The 18954-nt window shown below is 26.4% G+C and carries 20 protein-coding genes; 5 read left to right on the forward strand and 15 right to left on the reverse strand.

The genetic code is table 11. The annotated features are described in order from the left end of the window. Window positions 1-10 precede the first annotated feature (10 nt). A complete protein-coding gene (locus tag AC5LG6_RS01365; protein ID WP_498585496.1) occupies window positions 11-646 on the forward strand; it encodes a response regulator transcription factor in 636 nt (211 codons plus the stop codon). 4 nt (window positions 647-650) lie between these two features. Here the strand turns inward: AC5LG6_RS01365 and AC5LG6_RS01370 are convergent, their stop codons facing one another. The 11 genes from AC5LG6_RS01370 to AC5LG6_RS01420 all read right to left on the reverse strand — a co-directional run bounded on the left by AC5LG6_RS01370 (window position 651) and on the right by AC5LG6_RS01420 (window position 8894). Beyond that, complete coding sequence (locus AC5LG6_RS01370; protein WP_066154106.1) at window positions 651-920, reverse strand: hypothetical protein; 270 nt, start codon at window positions 918-920, stop codon at window positions 651-653. Then, window positions 896-1252, reverse strand: a complete 357-nt coding sequence (fliS, locus tag AC5LG6_RS01375) for a flagellar export chaperone FliS (RefSeq protein ID WP_066154103.1) — start codon at window positions 1250-1252, stop codon at window positions 896-898. Before fliS ends, AC5LG6_RS01370 begins: the two co-directional genes overlap by 25 nt. Window positions 1253-1340: 88 nt before the next feature. Next, window positions 1341-2678: a flagellar filament capping protein FliD gene (gene fliD, locus AC5LG6_RS01380; RefSeq protein ID WP_498585497.1), complete on the reverse strand. Its 1338-nt coding sequence runs from the start codon at window positions 2676-2678 to the stop codon at window positions 1341-1343. Window positions 2679-2701: 23 nt separating this feature from the next. Continuing rightward, window positions 2702-4615, reverse strand: a complete 1914-nt coding sequence (locus AC5LG6_RS01385) for a flagellar hook-associated protein FlgK (protein WP_498585498.1) — start codon at window positions 4613-4615, stop codon at window positions 2702-2704. A gap of 54 nt (window positions 4616-4669) precedes the next feature. Further along, entirely contained in the window at window positions 4670-5377 is a 708-nt protein-coding gene (locus AC5LG6_RS01390) for a flagellar basal body L-ring protein FlgH (protein ID WP_066405364.1), read from the reverse strand. Beyond that, window positions 5374-5808, reverse strand: a complete 435-nt coding sequence (locus AC5LG6_RS01395) for a hypothetical protein (RefSeq protein ID WP_066222011.1) — start codon at window positions 5806-5808, stop codon at window positions 5374-5376. Before AC5LG6_RS01395 ends, AC5LG6_RS01390 begins: the two co-directional genes overlap by 4 nt. Before the next feature lie 6 nt (window positions 5809-5814). After that, window positions 5815-6345: a flagellar basal body-associated FliL family protein gene (locus tag AC5LG6_RS01400; RefSeq protein WP_066167180.1), complete on the reverse strand. Its 531-nt coding sequence runs from the start codon at window positions 6343-6345 to the stop codon at window positions 5815-5817. 2 nt (window positions 6346-6347) lie between these two features. Next, the gene (locus AC5LG6_RS01405; RefSeq protein WP_141051248.1) at window positions 6348-6839 is read right to left on the reverse strand and encodes a MotE family protein; all 492 of its coding nucleotides are present in this window, start codon (window positions 6837-6839) and stop codon (window positions 6348-6350) included. Next, window positions 6836-7246 carry a hypothetical protein gene (locus tag AC5LG6_RS01410; protein ID WP_066154083.1) on the reverse strand — a complete coding sequence of 137 codons (411 nt, stop codon included), beginning with the start codon at window positions 7244-7246 and terminating at the stop codon, window positions 6836-6838. Before AC5LG6_RS01410 ends, AC5LG6_RS01405 begins: the two co-directional genes overlap by 4 nt. Then, window positions 7247-7507 (reverse strand): flagellar biosynthetic protein FliQ, encoded by a 261-nt coding sequence (locus tag AC5LG6_RS01415; protein ID WP_148570345.1) that lies wholly within the window; start codon window positions 7505-7507, stop codon window positions 7247-7249. A 1-nt stretch (window position 7508) separates the two neighbouring features. Beyond that, window positions 7509-8894 carry a hypothetical protein gene (locus AC5LG6_RS01420; RefSeq protein ID WP_498585499.1) on the reverse strand — a complete coding sequence of 462 codons (1386 nt, stop codon included), beginning with the start codon at window positions 8892-8894 and terminating at the stop codon, window positions 7509-7511. Between the two features lie 99 nt (window positions 8895-8993). Between AC5LG6_RS01420 and AC5LG6_RS01425 the strand changes: the two genes are divergently transcribed. Together AC5LG6_RS01425 and fliM are read left to right on the forward strand one after the other, a co-directional pair. Beyond that, complete coding sequence (locus tag AC5LG6_RS01425; protein WP_066167187.1) at window positions 8994-10043, forward strand: flagellar basal body P-ring protein FlgI; 1050 nt, start codon at window positions 8994-8996, stop codon at window positions 10041-10043. Between the two features lie 6 nt (window positions 10044-10049). Further along, the gene (fliM, locus tag AC5LG6_RS01430; RefSeq protein WP_066154071.1) at window positions 10050-11159 is read left to right on the forward strand and encodes a flagellar motor switch protein FliM; all 1110 of its coding nucleotides are present in this window, start codon (window positions 10050-10052) and stop codon (window positions 11157-11159) included. A gap of 15 nt (window positions 11160-11174) precedes the next feature. On the opposite strand, the gene pyrC is transcribed toward fliM, so the two are convergent. Genes pyrC through AC5LG6_RS01445 form a run of 3 tightly spaced genes read right to left on the reverse strand, consistent with a single transcriptional unit; the run spans window position 11175 to window position 13792 of the window. After that, window positions 11175-12203 carry a dihydroorotase gene (gene pyrC, locus AC5LG6_RS01435; RefSeq protein ID WP_498585500.1) on the reverse strand — a complete coding sequence of 343 codons (1029 nt, stop codon included), beginning with the start codon at window positions 12201-12203 and terminating at the stop codon, window positions 11175-11177. Beyond that, window positions 12204-12542 (reverse strand): P-II family nitrogen regulator, encoded by a 339-nt coding sequence (locus AC5LG6_RS01440; RefSeq protein ID WP_066154063.1) that lies wholly within the window; start codon window positions 12540-12542, stop codon window positions 12204-12206. A 56-nt stretch (window positions 12543-12598) separates the two neighbouring features. Continuing rightward, the gene (locus AC5LG6_RS01445; protein WP_066154060.1) at window positions 12599-13792 is read right to left on the reverse strand and encodes an ammonium transporter; all 1194 of its coding nucleotides are present in this window, start codon (window positions 13790-13792) and stop codon (window positions 12599-12601) included. A 228-nt stretch (window positions 13793-14020) separates the two neighbouring features. Here AC5LG6_RS01445 and AC5LG6_RS01450 point away from each other — a divergent pair, with 228 nt between their 5' ends. Both AC5LG6_RS01450 and AC5LG6_RS01455 read left to right on the forward strand, forming a co-directional pair. Next, window positions 14021-15949, forward strand: a complete 1929-nt coding sequence (locus tag AC5LG6_RS01450; RefSeq protein WP_498585501.1) for an ankyrin repeat domain-containing protein — start codon at window positions 14021-14023, stop codon at window positions 15947-15949. Beyond that, window positions 15946-18423, forward strand: coding sequence for a [protein-PII] uridylyltransferase family protein (locus AC5LG6_RS01455; protein ID WP_498585502.1), 2478 nt, complete (start codon window positions 15946-15948; stop codon window positions 18421-18423). Before AC5LG6_RS01450 ends, AC5LG6_RS01455 begins: the two co-directional genes overlap by 4 nt. Before the next feature lie 16 nt (window positions 18424-18439). Here the strand turns inward: AC5LG6_RS01455 and AC5LG6_RS01460 are convergent, their stop codons facing one another. Continuing rightward, entirely contained in the window at window positions 18440-18910 is a 471-nt protein-coding gene (locus AC5LG6_RS01460) for an ankyrin repeat domain-containing protein (protein WP_498585503.1), read from the reverse strand. Window positions 18911-18954 lie beyond the last annotated feature (44 nt).

An 18954-nucleotide genomic window follows, 5' to 3' on the forward strand; every position in this document is an offset into this window, starting at 1 on the left:
GATAATTATTATGAAAATTTTTTTGCTTGAAGATGATTTTTTACTAAATGAATCAATAAAAGATATGCTAGAAAGTGAGAACTTTGTTGTTGATTCTTTTTATGATGGTAAAGTTGCGCTTGATAATATAAGTGGTGATTACGAACTTTTTATATTAGATATTTTTGTTCCAAACTTAAATGGTATTTTAATTTTAGAAAAAATAAAAAAGATTAATAAAAACTCAATTGTATTTATTATGAGTGCAAATATTGATATAGATACAATAAAAGGTGCTTATCTAAAAGGATGTGATGATTATATTAAAAAGCCTTTCAATATTCAAGAATTACTTTTCAAGCTTGCAAAATTTAAGAAGAATAGTAATATTTTCAAATTTGATGATGATACACTATTTGATATGGAAACAAAAAAATTCATATACAATAATAGTGAGATTGAACTTACAAAAAATGAAAAGAATTTTCTTCACCTTCTAGTATGTAATCAAGGAAAATGTGTAAACTACACTTTAATAGAAGATGTAGTATATGATGGTGAATTTAAAAGCTTAGATGCTATTAGAAGTTTGATAAAAAGACTTAGAAAAAAGCTTCCAAAAGATATTATATTTAACAATCTTGATGAGGGGTATTTTATAAAATAGTTTTTTAATATTTTAAAAAACTCTTCATTTTTTTTATATTTTTTAACTCTTCGCCTGCTTGTTTTTGTTGCTCTTTTAAAAAGTTTATATTTCTATAAAATAACTCTTCTAATATTTTTAAGTCACTTAATTCCAAATCTAAATCATTTATACTAGATTTTGAAAAATACTCAGTGTACCAAGAAACCAAATTATTTGCTTTCTCGTAAGAATCTAAAGAGTCGATATAAATCAACTCTTTTAAAAGTTTTATAGACCAGTCTCTTCTTTCCATGCGTCGATTAATCCTTGTGTAACTTTAATAACTTGATTTATTGAATTAATATTATCATCAACTCCAGCACTAAAAAGAGTCTCTATTTGATACAAATATAAACCATCTAAATAGTATGCAACTTCTCCACCATCAAAATCAAGTACATTTCTAAGTTCATCAAATATTGCAATTGACTTATTTATATATATAAATTTATTTTCAACATCACCATTATTTATTGCACTTTTTGCAAATGATAGATACTTTATGATACCTTCATAAAGTTTTAAAACCAAAGCATAAGGGTCGTCTGATACTGCATTTTGTTGGTTATATAGCTCAATCCCCATAAAATTTAACTCCAAAAACAATTTATTTTAGTATATTATATATTTACTTAAATGCAAGATGGCTTAAAAGCCACCTTTTTAAAGACTCCTATCTAGAAGCTTGTGATTGTAAAATAAGCATTTTTAAACCAGAAAATGATGATTCCATTTGGTTTATCATAACTCCATATGAAGCAAATTGTTGTGCCATTAGAGAGTATTTATTATCAAGAGTTGTTTCTGCAGTTTCTTTATCTTTTTTTAATCTCTCTTCTCTTTCTAACATATTTATCTCATAATCTAAAAGATTTTTTGTAACTCCACTAATACTAATAGCCTCATCCATAGATGTTGCAATTCCTTTTTTATCAGGTGTTCCTGCGAATAAAGCTTCCAAATCAGCTGTTCCATTTTTTATTGAAGCTTCAAAATCTTTTTGATTAAAAATTATATCACCACTTTTTTCATCTAGTGAAAATCCAAAGCTAAATATAGACTTATCTCCTGAACCTGTTCCAAAAAGTTCATTTTTGATAGTTGCTAGCATATCTCTTAATGCACCTTTGTTATCAACACTTGCATCAGCACTATAAATCTCATTTTCAATAGTTGCTCTTAATTCATTGAACTTATCAGCGAAATTTTTCATTTGAGCTGAAAGAGTTGTTGTATCATTCTCTATATTTATTGTTGAATCACCAGTTGCTTTTGTAGCTGTTATTTTTAGTCCATCAATTGTAACTGTATTTGAACTAGAAGAGTAATTTACTCCATCTGCTGTTAATTCCATATCCTTAGCTTTTAAAACGTTTGCAAAACCAAAATGAGTATAAGCAGCTCCTTCAATTGTAATTTTATTTGCAGAACCAGTTTCAGTACTTTTTATTGATAATCTAAAATTACCAGTTGAATCTTCTACTAAAGATGCTTGAACTCCACTAATTTTGTTGATTTCTGTTACTAGTTCACTGTATGATTTATCTGTTGTACTTATTGGTATTGCTTGACCACTACCTAACTTTATAGTTAAATCGCCCTCATTAATCTTGCTATCTTTCGTAACAGTTGTTCCATCAAATTGGGGGCTTGATTGCCAAACATCTTTTTGTGCTAATTCCTTTACTTCAACTCTCAAGCTTCCAGTTTTTAAAGCACTTAAATCATCTGAATCAAAAACAACCCCATCTCCAGAAACATTTGCACTTTTTTGTTGAAAAGCATTTGTACCAGTACTTTGATTTAAAGAGAAAACTTTAACAGCATCAAAAAGTTCATTTACTTTTGTTGTTACATCTGAAATAACTTTCTTTTCACTTTCAAATTTTTCAAGTTTTTTTTCTATTGGTTCAACTGTAGCTTTTCTATCAACAGCTTTTAATTTTTCTAGCATATCACTATTTAGTGAAGCTGCTTGACCTTGTCCTAGTCCTAAAATTCCTTCTGCCATTTGCTACTCCTTATTAGTAAGTTTTATCTCTTCATGCCAAGAAGAGTTTGTATCATTTCATCAACTGCCGAAATCACTTGAGCATTTGCACTAAATGCTGCTTGAAATTTCATCAAATCTATCATCTCATCATCTGAATTTACTTTTACAACTTCATTATAAGCTGTCCCTAAATTATTAGCTATTGCATCTTGTACTTCAAACCCATAGTTTGCCTCTTCTTTATCAGTAGAAACTCCTACTTTTAAATTTCTATAAAACTCTACAAAAGAAGTAGAGTTTACATCGTTTGGATTTTGAGCTCCACCTTTAAATGATAAGTTATCTTTCCACTGAAGAGTTGCTAAGTAATCCAAATTTTGTTGATTCAAATCATTTACTGCATTTTTATCAAATTTTAATGTTTTAACACTAGAACCACTAAACAGATTCATATTTACAATATCTCCACCATTTGGTGGAAATGGTGCTGTATTATGTGCTTCTGATCCATCTCTTCCATAAACATAATCATTTTCACCAACTCTTATGTATGAGCTATTTACATCTGCTAAAGTTTGAGCAAATTGATCCAACTGGTCTAAATATTTTTGAAACTTATTGTTTGGATTTGATGTAGATAAATTTTCAACTTGAGCTCTCATAGATCCACTTTTCAGATTTAAATCTTGATCTAAAATAGTTAAAACTGTATCAGTTTGTCCAATTTTACTCTCTTTATCATTTTTATATATAGTTTCTCTTCCATTTACAACCGTACCAGTTTTTCTTTCAATACTAAATCTTCCAGTGAACTCGTTATCAACTCCTGGTAAATTTGACTCAATTTTTAAATAGTTATCACTATTTGGATACATAGGAATTTTGTTACCACTTGCATCAAGAGTATATTCTCCATTATGAGCAGTAACTAGTTTACTCATATTTGGATCACTATTTATTTTAACCATAAATGCTCTTGTTAAATTATCATTATCAACAGTCATAGTTGTATCAGGAGTATTTGGATCACCATCCCAATTTCCAGTTATAGTCTCACCAATCTTAACACTCACAGAAAATTCATTATTTAACTTATAAGTTATAGTATCATCAGCATCATAAGGTGCTTTTGCTGTAAAATCTGAATTATATTTTAAAGAATCAAAAACTGTACTAGAACCGTCAGCATTTTGTCTAATATGATTAAACTTATCAATTTGAGGAGTTAATCTATCTTCTATTTCTATCTCTTTATGAAAAATATTATTTGAAACAGCAACAACCCCACCTATTTTTATCTCATAAAAACCAGCATCTCTATTTATATCAACATCAACAAATTTTGATAATTCAAGTTCTAGCAAATCTCTTTTATCTAGTAAATCATTTACAGATGGATCATATTTTTCAATTTTTACATTTACATCTGCAATCTCTTTTAAAATCTGATTTACTTTTTTAACATCTGTTTTTAACTCAACTTTTTCTATTTGTGCTTGTTTTTCTATACTTGAATATAAGTTTTGTAAAGATTCAACAATAACAGCACCTTGAGTTTTCATATAACTTCTATTTACTTCAGAACTAGGATTTGTTCTTAGACTTTCTACAGATTGAAAATATCTATTTAAATCAACTGAAAAACCACTACTATCAGTTTCTGCAAAAATTTTTTCAATACCACCTAACATATTTGAAGATTTATCTAAATAATTAGCTTTTGTACTCTCTTGCATAAACTTGTCATACATATATTGAGATGTAACTCTTGATATTCCACCAAAATTAACACCTTGTCCTGTTATATGTACACCATTTAATCTAATTTCACTTAAATCCGCTACTCTTTTTTTATATCCAGGAGTATTTCTATTTGCTTGATTGTTACTAACATTCTCAATAGCATACTTTGATGTGTTAAGCCCTGTTTGAGAAACACTCAATGTAGAAAACATATTTACTCCTTTTATAATATGTAAAATTATTGCATTACATTTCTTAATTTTAGTTTAAAATGGCCATATTGCTCTTAAGATTTTTGTTCCCCATGGAACTTGCAGTAAATCAGCTTCTGCTCCATCTTTTTTATAAAGCATTTTTAAATTTGCAATTTGTGAAGAGTTTATTGAATTATCAGATGTTATATCGTATGGTCTTATAACACCTGTAATTACAATCTCTTGTTTTTGACCATCAATTATTACCTCTTTATTTCCTTTTATGAAATAGTTACCATTTTGATAAGTTTCATCTATAATAGCTGATATTTTAGTATCAAAATTCTCATTTACTTGAGTTTTTACTTTTCCTTTATCACTATCGCTACTTTCTGTATTAAAATTTACTCCAAATACAGAATTTGCTTTATCTGTTACTCTTCCAACTGTACTATTTAGTGGATTTCCTCCCATAGAAGCAAACATTCCTCCACCAAACTCATTCTTTCTATCGCTAGTTAACTCTCTTTTATTATCACTTTTTTGTGTAATTCCTTCACTTATTACAACTTGAATTATATCTCCAACTTGTAAATCTTTTTTATCAGCAAAAAGAGATGTTCCTTGAACTGAGTATAAAGAACCTTTATTTTTTCTAACAACAGGAGGTTCTTTTGTTACTTGTTGTGGTGGTTTTGTAAAATCGATTTTTGGTTCAGTTAATGCTCCACAAGATGTAAATAACAAAGATATTATAAATAAAAATAAAATATTTTTCATCCTAATTTACCTTTTAAAATATGTTCCAAATCAACTACTACTACAATCTCTTTGAAACTTTTCTTTATAAGTGCCATAGCTCCATATCTAATATTTATAGCATCTATATTTGTATTTGGATTTAAAATATAAACAACTTTATTCTTAACAATTTTTATATCATTTATATTATTTTGTCCAATTAAATCAACAACTTTCTCAACTTCAATCAAAATAATTCTCTGAGCATCTAATTTCTCTTTTTCTTTTTTTTCCTGCTCAATTTGAATAGCTATTTTTTCATCTTCCTTTGCTTTTTCAAGCTCAATTGATAAAAGGTTTTCCTCTTTTATTAAAAGAGAAATATATACTATTCCGAAAAAAAGTCCAGCTATAATAATTAATTTTAAAATCTTTGAGCTGCTACTCTTTTTTCTAACTTTTACTATCATTTTCTCTTATTTTATTACAAAAGTTGTAAAAAGAATATTACTAACAACGTTAGAATTACTCTTTGTAACAAAATTAATTACATTATTTATTTCTGATATTAACTCATCTTTTAATAGATTCTTTCCACCAACAGTTAGTAACTCTTCTGAGCTTCTTGAACTTATTTGAGTAATAACAACATCTGTAATTTCTGCTAAATAATCTTGAACTATTGTTGCAATAAGAGGGTCACTACTTCTTATAGAAAAAGATAATTTCATAATCTTCTCTCTACCCTTTGAATCTGTTAGATTTAAAACTAATTCATTTACATCTGCTTTAAACTTTGCTTCACTACCAGATGCTGAACTAGAAGAGGCTTTAGCAACCTCTTCTGTATTGTTATTTGAACCTTGATTACTATTTGAAATTTTATTCAATAAAAAATATGTCCCACCTGCAACTGCCATAATTAAAACAATTACAAGCACCAATAAAACTATTAGTAAGCCTTTTCCATCTGATGTTTTTTTTACAACTTCGTTTTCATCTGCCATTTTTAGTCCCTCTTTTGCTTATCTTTATTGTATCTTTCTAATTTTTGAATCAATCTTGATGAATTTTCAAGACTCATTGTTTTCATAATATTTGATACATTTGCTTCCTTTAATCTTACGATTATATCAAAAACATCATCAATTTTACCTTCTAATATCATTTGATCAAAAATCTCCGCAGCAACTTTTGCTTTCATAAGCTCAAAAACTCTTATCGATTTTTTAACAACCTCAGACCTTATCTCTTTTAATATCTCATCATTTTTTTCATATAATCTTTTAATTTCTGCTTTTTCTTGCTCAATTTTTGTTAAGATATCTTCAAGCTCTTTTTTTTGTCTTTGATACTCTTTCTCTTTTTCATTATAAAAATTATTTAACTCATTTTTTAACTCTAAAACTTCCATTTTCTGTTTAGTTAATGAGCTACTTGTTTCAACAGCAGCATTTAGAGATAATGAAAAAACTATTACCATTAAAACTTTATTTATCAACTTTTTCCTTTAATATATTTACTTTGAATAAACTCTTCACTCTCTAATATTTCAAAATGCAAAGCATCTTTTCTTTTTTGTTCTCTCTCTTCATCCAAAATATATTTATATTGTTCACTCTCTTTTTGCAACTCTATAATCTCTACAAATATATCATCTATTTTTTTTAATAGTTGATTCTTTTTACTTAATAATTTTTTTACCTCAAATCTTAAACTATCTTTGTGCATAGCTAAAATCATAAAATCTGAAATTGAACCCAACTTTTCAACAGTTGCTGTGTTTATTCTATGATTTAAATCTCCAACTTCTTCATCTATCTTATAAACTTCTTGCTCTAAACTTGATTTTTCTATTAGTTTTTGTTCAGTTTGTGTTTTTTTAAGATTATATAATTTTTGTATCATCTACTTACCAAATATTAAAATCATATTCCATAACTCAATTGTAAATGTTTCAATATTTTCACCAACCCAAGGAAGTGTAAATAAAATAAATGCTGATACAAAAATCATTTTTGGTACAAACGAAAGTGCTGCATCATTTACTTGTGTAACAGCAGAAAATATTGATATTATAAGTCCAATAATCATACTAATCATCAATGATGGCATACCAACTAGCAAAATTATTTTAACTGTATTTTGAGCAATTGCCAATAAATCCATACTACTCTTTTATTTTTATTGTAATTTCTAAAGTTTTGTTGTTTAATAATTTTGATATTAAACTAGCTATATCATTTATATTTGAACTTCCTATATCAATATTGTTATTTGAAATTTCCATTTTTTGGGATTCTTTTATATTTTGTGTATCAGTTTGTGCAACATTTGATATACCTGAACCGCTTAAAGCTTCAATTAAATCTTGCTCATTTAAACTATCTAATTCAAAAAAATCATCACTCATATCTTCTCCTTTTTTGCTTACATCTTCTGATTTTTTATTTTGTAGGTCTAGGTCTGCAAAACTAAAATCTTCTAAATTTAAATCATTTAGTTCATCTATTTCAATATTTTCATATTCTGGTGTTTTTTCTTCTTCATTTTCTTCTTCATTTTCTTCTTCATTTTTTTCTTCATTTTTTTCTTCAATATTTTCAATTATATCTATATTTTTATCTATTTGTTTAATATCTTCATCTTTTTTATTTTCTATATTTTGAAAAACTTCATTAAATTGGAAGTTTTCAATGTTTTCTAATTCATCTTTTTTCAGTTCATCTTCATTCGTCTCTTCTTTATCTTTTTCTTGCAAAACTATGTTTATGGATTTAGTACTATTTTCATCCATATCAAAAATTGTACTATTTGGAAAAATTTCATCCAAAAAGTTTACATCTTCAAAAGTTTCACCAACAAACTCATAATCATCTTCATCGACTATACTATTATTTAAAATATCTTGTAGTAAATCTTCATCACTTTTTAAATCTTGATTAAATGTTGAATCATCATCATAATCAAAAGAGACATTGTTTAAACCAAAATTTTCATCAAAATCTTCCATACTAATATAATTTGTATCTAATTTTTCTTTATCTGAACTCTCAAGTTCAATCAAATTATCAAGTTCATTTATATTGATTCCAACTGGTTCTTCTAAAATTGAGCTAGTCAAATTCTGACTATTTTCTTGTTCTTTACTTTCTAAAAGATTTGCTAATTCATTATCTAAAAGTAAATCTTCATTTTTTATCTCTTCACTTTTATCTTTTTCTTTGAAAGCAATTCTTTCATATTTTCTAATTATATAATTTGGTATCTCTTCTAATGAATCTATTGATAAATCATTAACACCATACTGAAGTAAAAAATCCTCTTCTATTCCATCTTTTTGTTTTAAAAACTTAAATCTGCTTTTTTTTATTATTTTATCTTCATCAATCAAATAAATATCGTCTGGGTTTTTAGCTATATTCTCTTTTAAGATATCAATATTTGATATATCTTCAATTTTTACATCTTCTAAAATTGTCTCTATTTTAGAATTTAATAAAATTTTGTGTACTTCATTTTTAAAGTTTTGATTTCCGTAGATGAAAATATTCAATATCTTTTGCCCTATTATAGTTTGAAATTTTGCTTTGATTATACCTTTTTTTATTAAAATTTCGATAAAATAAAAACTAAAAATTTATGAAGGATTTTTTTGAAAATTTTTATTATCATCTCTTTACTTATTTGCTCTTTGTTTTCTCAAACTATAAAAGATATTTCAAATGTTATTGGAATAAGAGACAATCAACTTATTGGTTATGGTCTTATTGTTGGATTACCAGGAACTGGTGATAAATCTAAGTTTACTATGCAAAGCTTACAAAACTTACTTACAAACTCATATATAAAAATTCCAGCTGGTTCTATTAATTCAAAAAATATTGCTGCTGTTATGGTAACTGCTGATTTACCAGCATTTTCAAGACAAGGCGATAAAATTAAAGTTACAGTTTCTACTATTGGTGATGCAAAATCTATAGATTTTGGTGAGCTTTTAATGACTCAACTAAAAGGTGTTGATGGAAATGTTTATGCTGTTGCTCAAGGAACTGTTGTAGCAAATACAAATAATAAAACAACAGGTTTTATATATGAAGGTGCTACAGTTGAAAATGAGATAGATTATGAACTTCAAGGTGAAAAATCTATTCAGTTAAGTCTATATAAAAATTCTGCAAAAAATGCTGACTTAGTAGAGAAAAAAATAAATGAGGTATTTGGACAAAAACTTGCAACTGCTTTAGATACTAGAACTATTGAAGTTCAAAAACCAAATAATATGTCAATAGTAAGCTTTATTTCAAAAGTTGAAAATATAGAACTAGACTCAACATTTAGAAAAAAACTTATTATTGATGTAAATAGAGAATCTATTATTGCGGGTGGGGATATTGTTATTTCACCAATAGTAATAGCAAGAAATAACTTCACAATAAGAATTGATAAATCGGGATTAGGAGAAGTAGATTGGAATAATCCATCTATAAACAAAGGTGTTGATATTGGTGATAATGTAAAAATTGCTGATAAACCAGTAATTGATATAAACAATGCCATGATAAATACAAAAAAAGAGCCAACTGTATCTGATTTAGTTCGTTCTATGAAGGTAATGAAAGTTCCTATGAATGAGATTATAGATACCCTTAGAATGATTAAAGAGATGGGTGCGATTGATGTTGATATTGAATTAAGAGGATAATGAACTATGGCAGAATTTTTAAGTCAAGATGAGATAGATGCTCTTTTAGATATAGCTGAGCAAGGTGATGATATTGATGGTACAAATCCACTTGATAAATTTACAGCTAAAGAGAAAAATTACTCTATATATGACTTCAAAAAACCAAATAGAGTAACACTAGATCAACTAAAAGCTCTTACAACAATGCATGATAAGATGTTAAGAGAGTTTACAAATGATTTAAGTTCGATGCTTAGAAAAGTTGTAGATGTAAAACTTACATCAATTGAACAGATGACTTATGGTGAGTTTATTTTATCTATTCCTCAAGTTACATCACTTAGTACACTATCTATGAAACCTCTTGATGGAAGAATAGTAATCGAGTGTAACCCTACAATTTCACATAAAGTAATAGCTGATTTGCTAGGAAGTGGTGCTGTAAACACTATGGATAATCTTGATAGAGAATTAACAGAAATAGAGATAAAAGTTCTTGAACATTTTTATAAAATGTTTATTAAAATTTTATATAAAACTTGGAGTGATGTTTCTAGTTTAAATTTTAAAATAGAATCAAGTGATACAAATGCAAATGCGATTCAAATAGTTTCAGACCACGATATAGTTTTACTTGTTGTTTTTGAAATAACTATTGATGAGGACTCAGGATTTTTATCTATTTGTTACCCTATTTCTTATATTGAACCCTTATTAAATAAAATTGTTGATAAAATTTTTAGTGAAGGTAAAAATAAAAAACTAAGCCGTAAACAAGATATAAAAACTCTAATTTCAGGTGCCAGAATGAAAATAGAACCAATTATGGCAGAGACAGAAATGACTACTTTAGAAATTTTAAATCTAAAAGAGGGAGATGTAATTGTATTTAATAAAAATGCTGCTTCATCTGATAGTATAGTTTATGTAAATAAAAAAGAGAAATTTTCTGCTGTTTGTGGTATTTCAAACAATAGAAAAGCAATTGAGATTAGATCAAATCTTGATAAAGAGAAACAAGAGACTCTTGAAACTCTTAGACTTATGAGAGAAGAGAGAGAACAAAAGGCAAAAGAGAATGCTGAAAATATTAAAAAATTAATAAATGAAAGAAGAAACTCTAATTTCTCTTAATAGGCTAAATTTAGCCTATTTTTGAATACTATCTATACTCCAAGAGATAGTTTTACCTGCATACATTGGTACAACTTTTTCATCTTTATACTCATAAATAGCAGGAACTATAAAATCTTTTTTTACTAGATTTATAGTTTTTGGCTCTAAATTTAATCCATAAATTTTTTTTGCATTATTTGATACAAAATCATTTAAATTTTCTAAACTATCATGTTTTTCAAAAAGTTCAACTAAAACTTGTAAAGCAATTGGTGATGTGAAAACTCCTGCTGCACAACCACAACACTCTTTTTTATGTTTTGGATGAGGAGCACTATCACTTCCAAACATAAGTTTTGGATGAGCTTTTAAAGCTGCATTTAAAAGTGCATTTCTATCTTCTGGTCTTTTTGCTATTGGTTTACAAAAAAGATGAGGATCTAGCATTCCACCTGCTACATCATCTAAAGTTATTAGTAAATGGTGCAAAGTAACTGTTGCATAAAGGTTTGGATACTTATCAAGCAATTCAACTGCATCTTTTGTTGTAATATGCTCCATTACGATTTTTAAATTAGGAAAAGCAATAGCCAAACTTTCATAAATTGGCATAAACTCTTTTTCTCTATCCATTACAAAACCATTTGTTTCACCATGAATACAAAGAGGAATTCCAAGGCGGCTCATATTTTCTAAAGTAGGTCTTAAAACTTCAATATCCATAGAAGAAACTCCTGTTTCAGAGTTTGTAGTAATTCCTGCTGGATAAAGTTTAATTCCAATAATCTCATCTTTAATATCTTCTAAAAACTCAAAACTATAGTTATTTTGAAAAAACAGTGTCATATATGGAGTAAAATCATCACCTTTACAAGCTTCTATAACTCTTTTTTTATAAGATAATAAAGCATCTTTAGTAGTAACAGGAGGGACTAAATTTGGCATAACCAAAGCACCACTAAAACTATTTGATGTAAGAGGGGCAACAAGCCTAAGCATGTCGCCATCTCTTAAATGTAAGTGCATATCCAAAGGTTCATTTAAAATAAATGTTTTTTCCATTTAAATAGCTTCCTCATCTTGTTCACCTGTTCTAATTCTTATGATTTTTTCAATAGATGAAACAAATATTTTACCATCACCAATATTTCCAGTCTTTGCAGCTTCTGTGATTACTGTTATTATTTTATCAACATCTTCATCAGCAACTATTAACTCTAATTTAATCTTTGGCAAAAAATCAACAACATATTCAGCACCTCTATATAGTTCGCTGTGCCCTTGTTGTCTTCCATAACCTTTAACATCTAATACAGTCATACCTGAAATTCCAGCTTGAGTTAATGCATCTTTAACATCTTCAAGTTTAAATGGTTTAATTATAGCTTCTATTTTTTTCAATATTAATCCTTTCTTTAATTCAATTATTTTAACAAAATTTTATTAAACTAATATTATTAGAATGCTCGTTTAAATTCTGGATAAGCTTCTAAACCGCACTCTTCAACATCTAAACCTTGCATCTCTTGATCTCGTTTTGCTCTTACTGGTATGATTTTATGTAAGATATACAACAATACATACGAACTTATAAAAACAAGTACTCCAACAAACACAACCCCTTTTAATTGTCCTAAGAATGTGATATCATCACCATTTGAAGCAAAAATTCCTACTGCTAATGTTCCCCAAATTCCATTTATTAAATGTACTGATAAAGCTCCAACAGGATCATCTATTCTTAATTTATCAAACATAAATACCCCAAGAACAACCAGTATTCCACCAATTGCTCCTATTAAAATAGGAGAGTAAACACCAACTACATCAGCTGCTGCTGTAATTGAAACAAGACCTCCTAAACCACCATTTAAAATCATAGTGATATCAAATTTTTTGTACATAATATACATCATAATTGCCACTGCAATTGCACCTGCAAAACCAGCTGTATTTGTATTTAAGATTACTAATGAAACAAGATGTGCATCCTCTTTTGAAGCAATACTTCCTACACTTCCACCATTAAATCCAAACCAACCAATCCATAAAAGTAAAGCTCCCAAAGTAACCAAAGGTATATTTGAAGCAGGAATAACTCTAACTCCACCCTCTTTTGTATATCTTCCAGTTCTAGCTCCTACTATTAGTAAAGCAGCTAATAAAGCCCAACCACCAGTACTGTGTATAATTGTAGAACCTGCTAAGTCGTGCATTGATGATATATCTAAGACTGTATCTTTTAGAAAATTTGAACCCCAAGTTAAATTTACCACTAAAGGATATAAAACAGAACTCATAATTACTGTAAATATTGCTATTGGTATTACTCTAGCTCTTTCACTAATACCACCACTCATAACATTCATTGCCTTTCCAACGAAAGCCATCTGAAATAAAACTGTTGCATAATTTATATTTTCATCGTTTAGTCCTTCTCCAAATGCTAAAGAATAACCAACTAAAACGAATGCTAAAGATGCAATTGAAAAAATAAGAATATTGATAGTTAAGACAGCAGTAACATTTTTTGTTCTAACAATTCCAGCTTCCAACATAGCAAAGCCAGGATACATAAAAACAACTAAAGTCATCGCAAACAGTACGTAGAGTGTGTCAATAATATATGACATATCAGACATAGTTTCCATAAAGTAGTCCTTTTAGAGAGTAAAGTCTCCAGCGCTGGACGAGCAGAATTTTATCAAATAAAAAATTAAATAGAGATAAAAATATCTTACTTTTAGCTTAAAACTAAAATATTTATATATTTTAAATATTTTATGTATAGTTTCGTAACATTTATTGAGATATTTTTTGATTAATATTTAAATTACTTTGATTGTTATATAATAAAAAAAATTTAGGAAATAAAAATTATGCTAGGATTGCTTGGTGCTAAAAAATTTTCAAATGATGATTTAATAAAAGAGCTTTTAAACCCTACTTTAAATCTTGAAAATTTAAACAAAATAAAAGAGAAATCAAAGATAGATTTAAACTCTTTATCTTTAAATGGTGAGCCTATTTTAATAGCTTGTTGTAAAAAAGATTTATACAACTCTTGTTTATGGTTACTTGAAAACAAAATTGATTTAGAGCTTGAAAACAACCTAAAAGAGAGTGCAATATTTTATACAATATACTCAAAAGATAGTAAACTTCTTGAAACTCTATTAGAATTTGGTGCTAATTTAAACCACTTAAATAACAAAAACAGAACGGTTCTGCAAGAATCAATTCATAATGCAAATAAAAAAATAGTTAGATTTTTAATACAAAAAACAAACTCTTTTACAAATTGTGATAATAATGGAAATAATGTTCTTTTTGATGCTGTATCAAATGGAAATATGAATATCATAAAAAAAATAGTATCTTTAGAAAAAATTGATTTAAACCATAAAAATAAAATTGGAGATACGATTTTACATCTTGATAATTGTTACAAAAATCTTGATTTAGCTATCTATTTATTAAATCAAGGGGCAGATCCAACAATCCCAAATAACAAATCAATTAGCTACCTATTTTTTGCTGCAACAAAAGGTTTAGAAGCTTTTTCTTTCATAAAAAGAGCAGCTGAACTAGGTTTTAACTTAAATATAAAAAATCATGAAAATAAAAATATCTTAATGAAAGCAGTTGAACACTTTTTAAAAATTCAAAATGAAGATGAAAAAGATAGTCAATCTGAATTAATCAAAGCTTTAGTACATCAAAATATAAATGTTCAAGCAATGGATAATAAAAATGAGACAATATTTTTTAATATAACAAGAAGTTTAGATAGAGATTTAATTCACTATTTATTAAATAATCTTGAAAAATTAAATTTAAATAGACAAAATTTAGAAGGTCTTACTGTTTTATCAATTTTAATATTAAATGGCATATCTAATATGGATTTAATTAAACTATATATTGAAAAAGGTGCAAATTTAGAGTTCAAAAATAGAGATAATGTTTGTGTAGTTGAAACTCTTATAAATATTATTTTACATTTAGAAAATGAACAAAATCTTGATTTAATTTATAAAGAAAATCTAAATCAGAATGCTCAATATAAAGATATTTTAGAGGCTTTAACAAAAAGCTATAATCTTGATTTCAACAGATTAAACTCTAAAAACAAACCACTATTTTTTGATAGCTTATTAAATTTCAACTTCTCCTTATTTAAAATTTTAAGAACAAAAAACTTACAAATAAATTCAACTGATATAAATGGTAATAATATTATTTTTCATCTTCTAGAGCTAGATTTGGAAAAAAGAGTTGAAAATAGAAGGGTTTTATTAAACACTATAAAAAATTTAATTGTTGCAGGAGTTGATATAAATGCAAAAAATGATAGAGGTATTACAGCTTTAGAGTTTGCAATTTTAAATGATAAAGATGATATTTTAAAGCTTCTTTTGGATTTAAGAGCAAACACAAATTTCGTAGATGAAAAAGGAAGAAACCTAATTCATACAACAATTTTTAAAGACAAAGAAAAATATATTAAAATCATATCTCAATACAACAATACTATTATAAATCAAGCAGATAGTTTTGGGGCAAAACCTATAAATTATGCAGCTTTTATGGGTAAAAAAAGTGTTGTTTTAGAACTTATTGATTTAGGAGCATCTATAAATAACTCTAGCAAAAAATCACCAAATATATTGGAATTTCTAAAAAGGTATCACAAGAATATTTTAAATTTAAGCTTTGGCGTTGATGATTCAAACAACAAATCAAACCTAAATAAACTAGCTGAAAATATGATTTTAGAGTTTGAAATAGATATTTCAAAACAATGATTAAATCTTTTGATATAAAAAACTTTAAAGATAAAAGTAGTTTTGAAGTATCAAAAATATTTAAAAAAAATTATATAGATTATAAAAATAGTGCAAATACAAGCAATAGTAAACTCTTTTTCAAACAAAATACAAAAAATATAGATAAATTCTTATTTCAAATTTTCTCTTATTTAAGTCTGAATAGTTTTAAACATAACTCATTTGTTAGCTTTGTTGCATTAGGTTCTTATGCAAGAGTAGAGTTATGTTTACACTCTGATATTGATGTTATGATTTTATACAAAAATAGTAAATCTTATGGTATTTTGAAAATAATAGAAAAATTTGTAGCCTTTGCTTGGGATTGTGGATTAACTCTTGGATTAAGAGTTGTGAATATTGATAATATTGATGAAATGTATGATTTAGCAAAAAATGATATTACTATTAAAACTTCACTTCTTGAATCAAGATATATTTTTGGTTCAAAAAAGATTTATGAAGATTTTGAATTGTTTGTTAAAAATCTAAGACAAATAGATAAAAAAGCTTTTGTACAAGAACAACTAACTACTCACACTCAAAGATTACAAAAATATCCACTAAATATGCAAGTAAACTTAAAAGATGGATATGGTGGAATAAGAGAAGCAAATATGCTTTTTTGGATTTTAAATGTTGTATATGATGTTCAAAAAGCAAAAGAACTTGTAGGTACGAAACTAAATTATGATTCTTATAAAAAGTTTACAATTGCTTTAGATTTTTTATTTCAAACAAGAAACGCTCTTCATACTATTCATAAAAAAAAGGTAGATACAATTACTTTTGACACACTTCCTGAAGTAAGTAGTAAATTAAACTTTAAAAATGAGTTTGAATTTATGGCAAAACTATTTTCAAGCCTTCATATAATTCATAATTTTCACTCAAATATGAGTTCAAAATTTATAAGAACTATGTTTTTTGATACTTCAAATTTAGAAGTTTTGAGAGAATCAAGATTTAAAAAAGGTATCTATATTTTAGAAAATAAAATATATTGCTCTTTTCATAGAAGTTTTGTTGATTTAAAAACTCTTTTAAAAGAGCTAATATCATTTCCTCAAACAATAAAAGGTTTTGATAGGTCTTACATATACTTTGCAAGTAGAGTTAAAATCCCAAAAATCATAAATAAATCACTAAAAAAAGATATTAAAACACTTCTTACAAATGAGAATTTGTACCCTATTTTAAAACTATTTTATAATAGTGAACTAATAAATATCTTAATTCCCTCCTTCAAAAAAATATCAAATTTAGCTCAATTTGATGGTTATCATAAACATCCAGTAGATATCCACACACTACAAACAGTAAAATATAGTATGTACATAGAAGATGAATTTATTAAATCTGTTTTTAACTCTCTTTGTAAAGAGGAGCAAATTTTAACAAGACTTATTGCACTTTTTCATGATATTGGAAAAGTAAGGAAAAAAGACCATCATATTATTGGAGAAAATATTTTCAAAAAAACTATGAAAAATTTTGGTTTTGATGATGAATTTATAAAAATGGGTGCAAATATTATAAGGTATCACGATCAAATGTCAAGAACTGCAACAAACGAAGATATCTACTCACAAAAAGCTATTTTGAACTTTATAGGATTATTCAAAAATATAAATGAACTAAAGATTTTGTATGTTGTAACTTATTGTGATATTTGTGCAGTTAATAAACCTCTTTACAATAGCTCAATTTCAATGCTTTTAAAAGAACTTTACAAAAAAAGTATCTTAGCTTTTGAAAATCCAGAACTTATAAAAGAGAGTATTACTAGAGTTTCAAAACTAAATAAAATGAAAACTTTAGAGAAATATCAAGAGTTACCAAATATTTTAAAAAGAAAAATAGCCCAAATCTCCTCAAATCAGATCTTTTTAAGACTAAAAAGTAAAGATATTTTAAATATTGCAATAAAAGCAAAGGATGTACAAAACTATAGTTTTGATATTATAAATGATGATTTTCTAAAAATTAGGATTATTAGAAAAATTCCTTTAAATTTGGGATATTTGTTGGGAAGACTTCAATATATGGATATGAATAGTATGAATATTTTCAAACTATATGATGAGAAAAAGAATTTTGAAATATGTTTTTCTAAAAAAGCTTTAGATGAAGAGCTTTATTTAATCGAAGAGATAATTCATGAATCTTTTGATATGAGTAAAAAAATAAGAATAAATAAACCAATCATAAAAAAAGATGATATAAAAATAGATTTTAATCATAGTGAATACTTAGCATCTATGAAGATAAATACAAAAGATCAAAAAGGACTTTTTGCATATATTGCAAAAGTTTTTGATGATTTTAACATAGAAGTTGAAAGTGCAAAACTTATTACTTCAAAAGGATATGCGAAGGATCTGATTTTAATAGAAAAAAATGATAACTTCTATAAAAATATAAAGAAAATATTAGATCTAATTTGTATTTAAAATCTACTATTTTCTATTAATTTTGTAACATTTTTTTAGCACAATTTCCCATAAAATCTTCTAACTCAAGATCAGCACCAGATTTAATCAAAAATTCTGCACTCTTTTTTTTATTATATAAAATTGCATATATTAAAGGTGAAGTTCCTATCTCATCTAAAGTATCTACACTTAAACCACATTTTAAAAGTATCTCTAAAGATTTTATATCATCTAAACAAACAGCAAAATTTATTGCATTTAGAGTAAAATTTACTCTAGAACTAACTCTTAAATCAAAAAGTATTTTTATATACTCATATTTTTTATTTAATATTGCAAAATATAAGATATTTCTACCTTTGCAATCTCTATGATTTATATCCAAGATATTTAAACTAAATAATCTAATCAAAGTTTCCCACTCATTTTTTTTGATTAAATTATCAAAAATATCACTAGAACTACTTAAATTTAGCCTTTGTCCTAAAAGAGTATTGTTACACAAAATATTTCCTTTTTTAAAATGATAATGAATATCATAATATATAA

It is taken from the genome of Arcobacter thermotolerans (assembly GCF_983172305.1).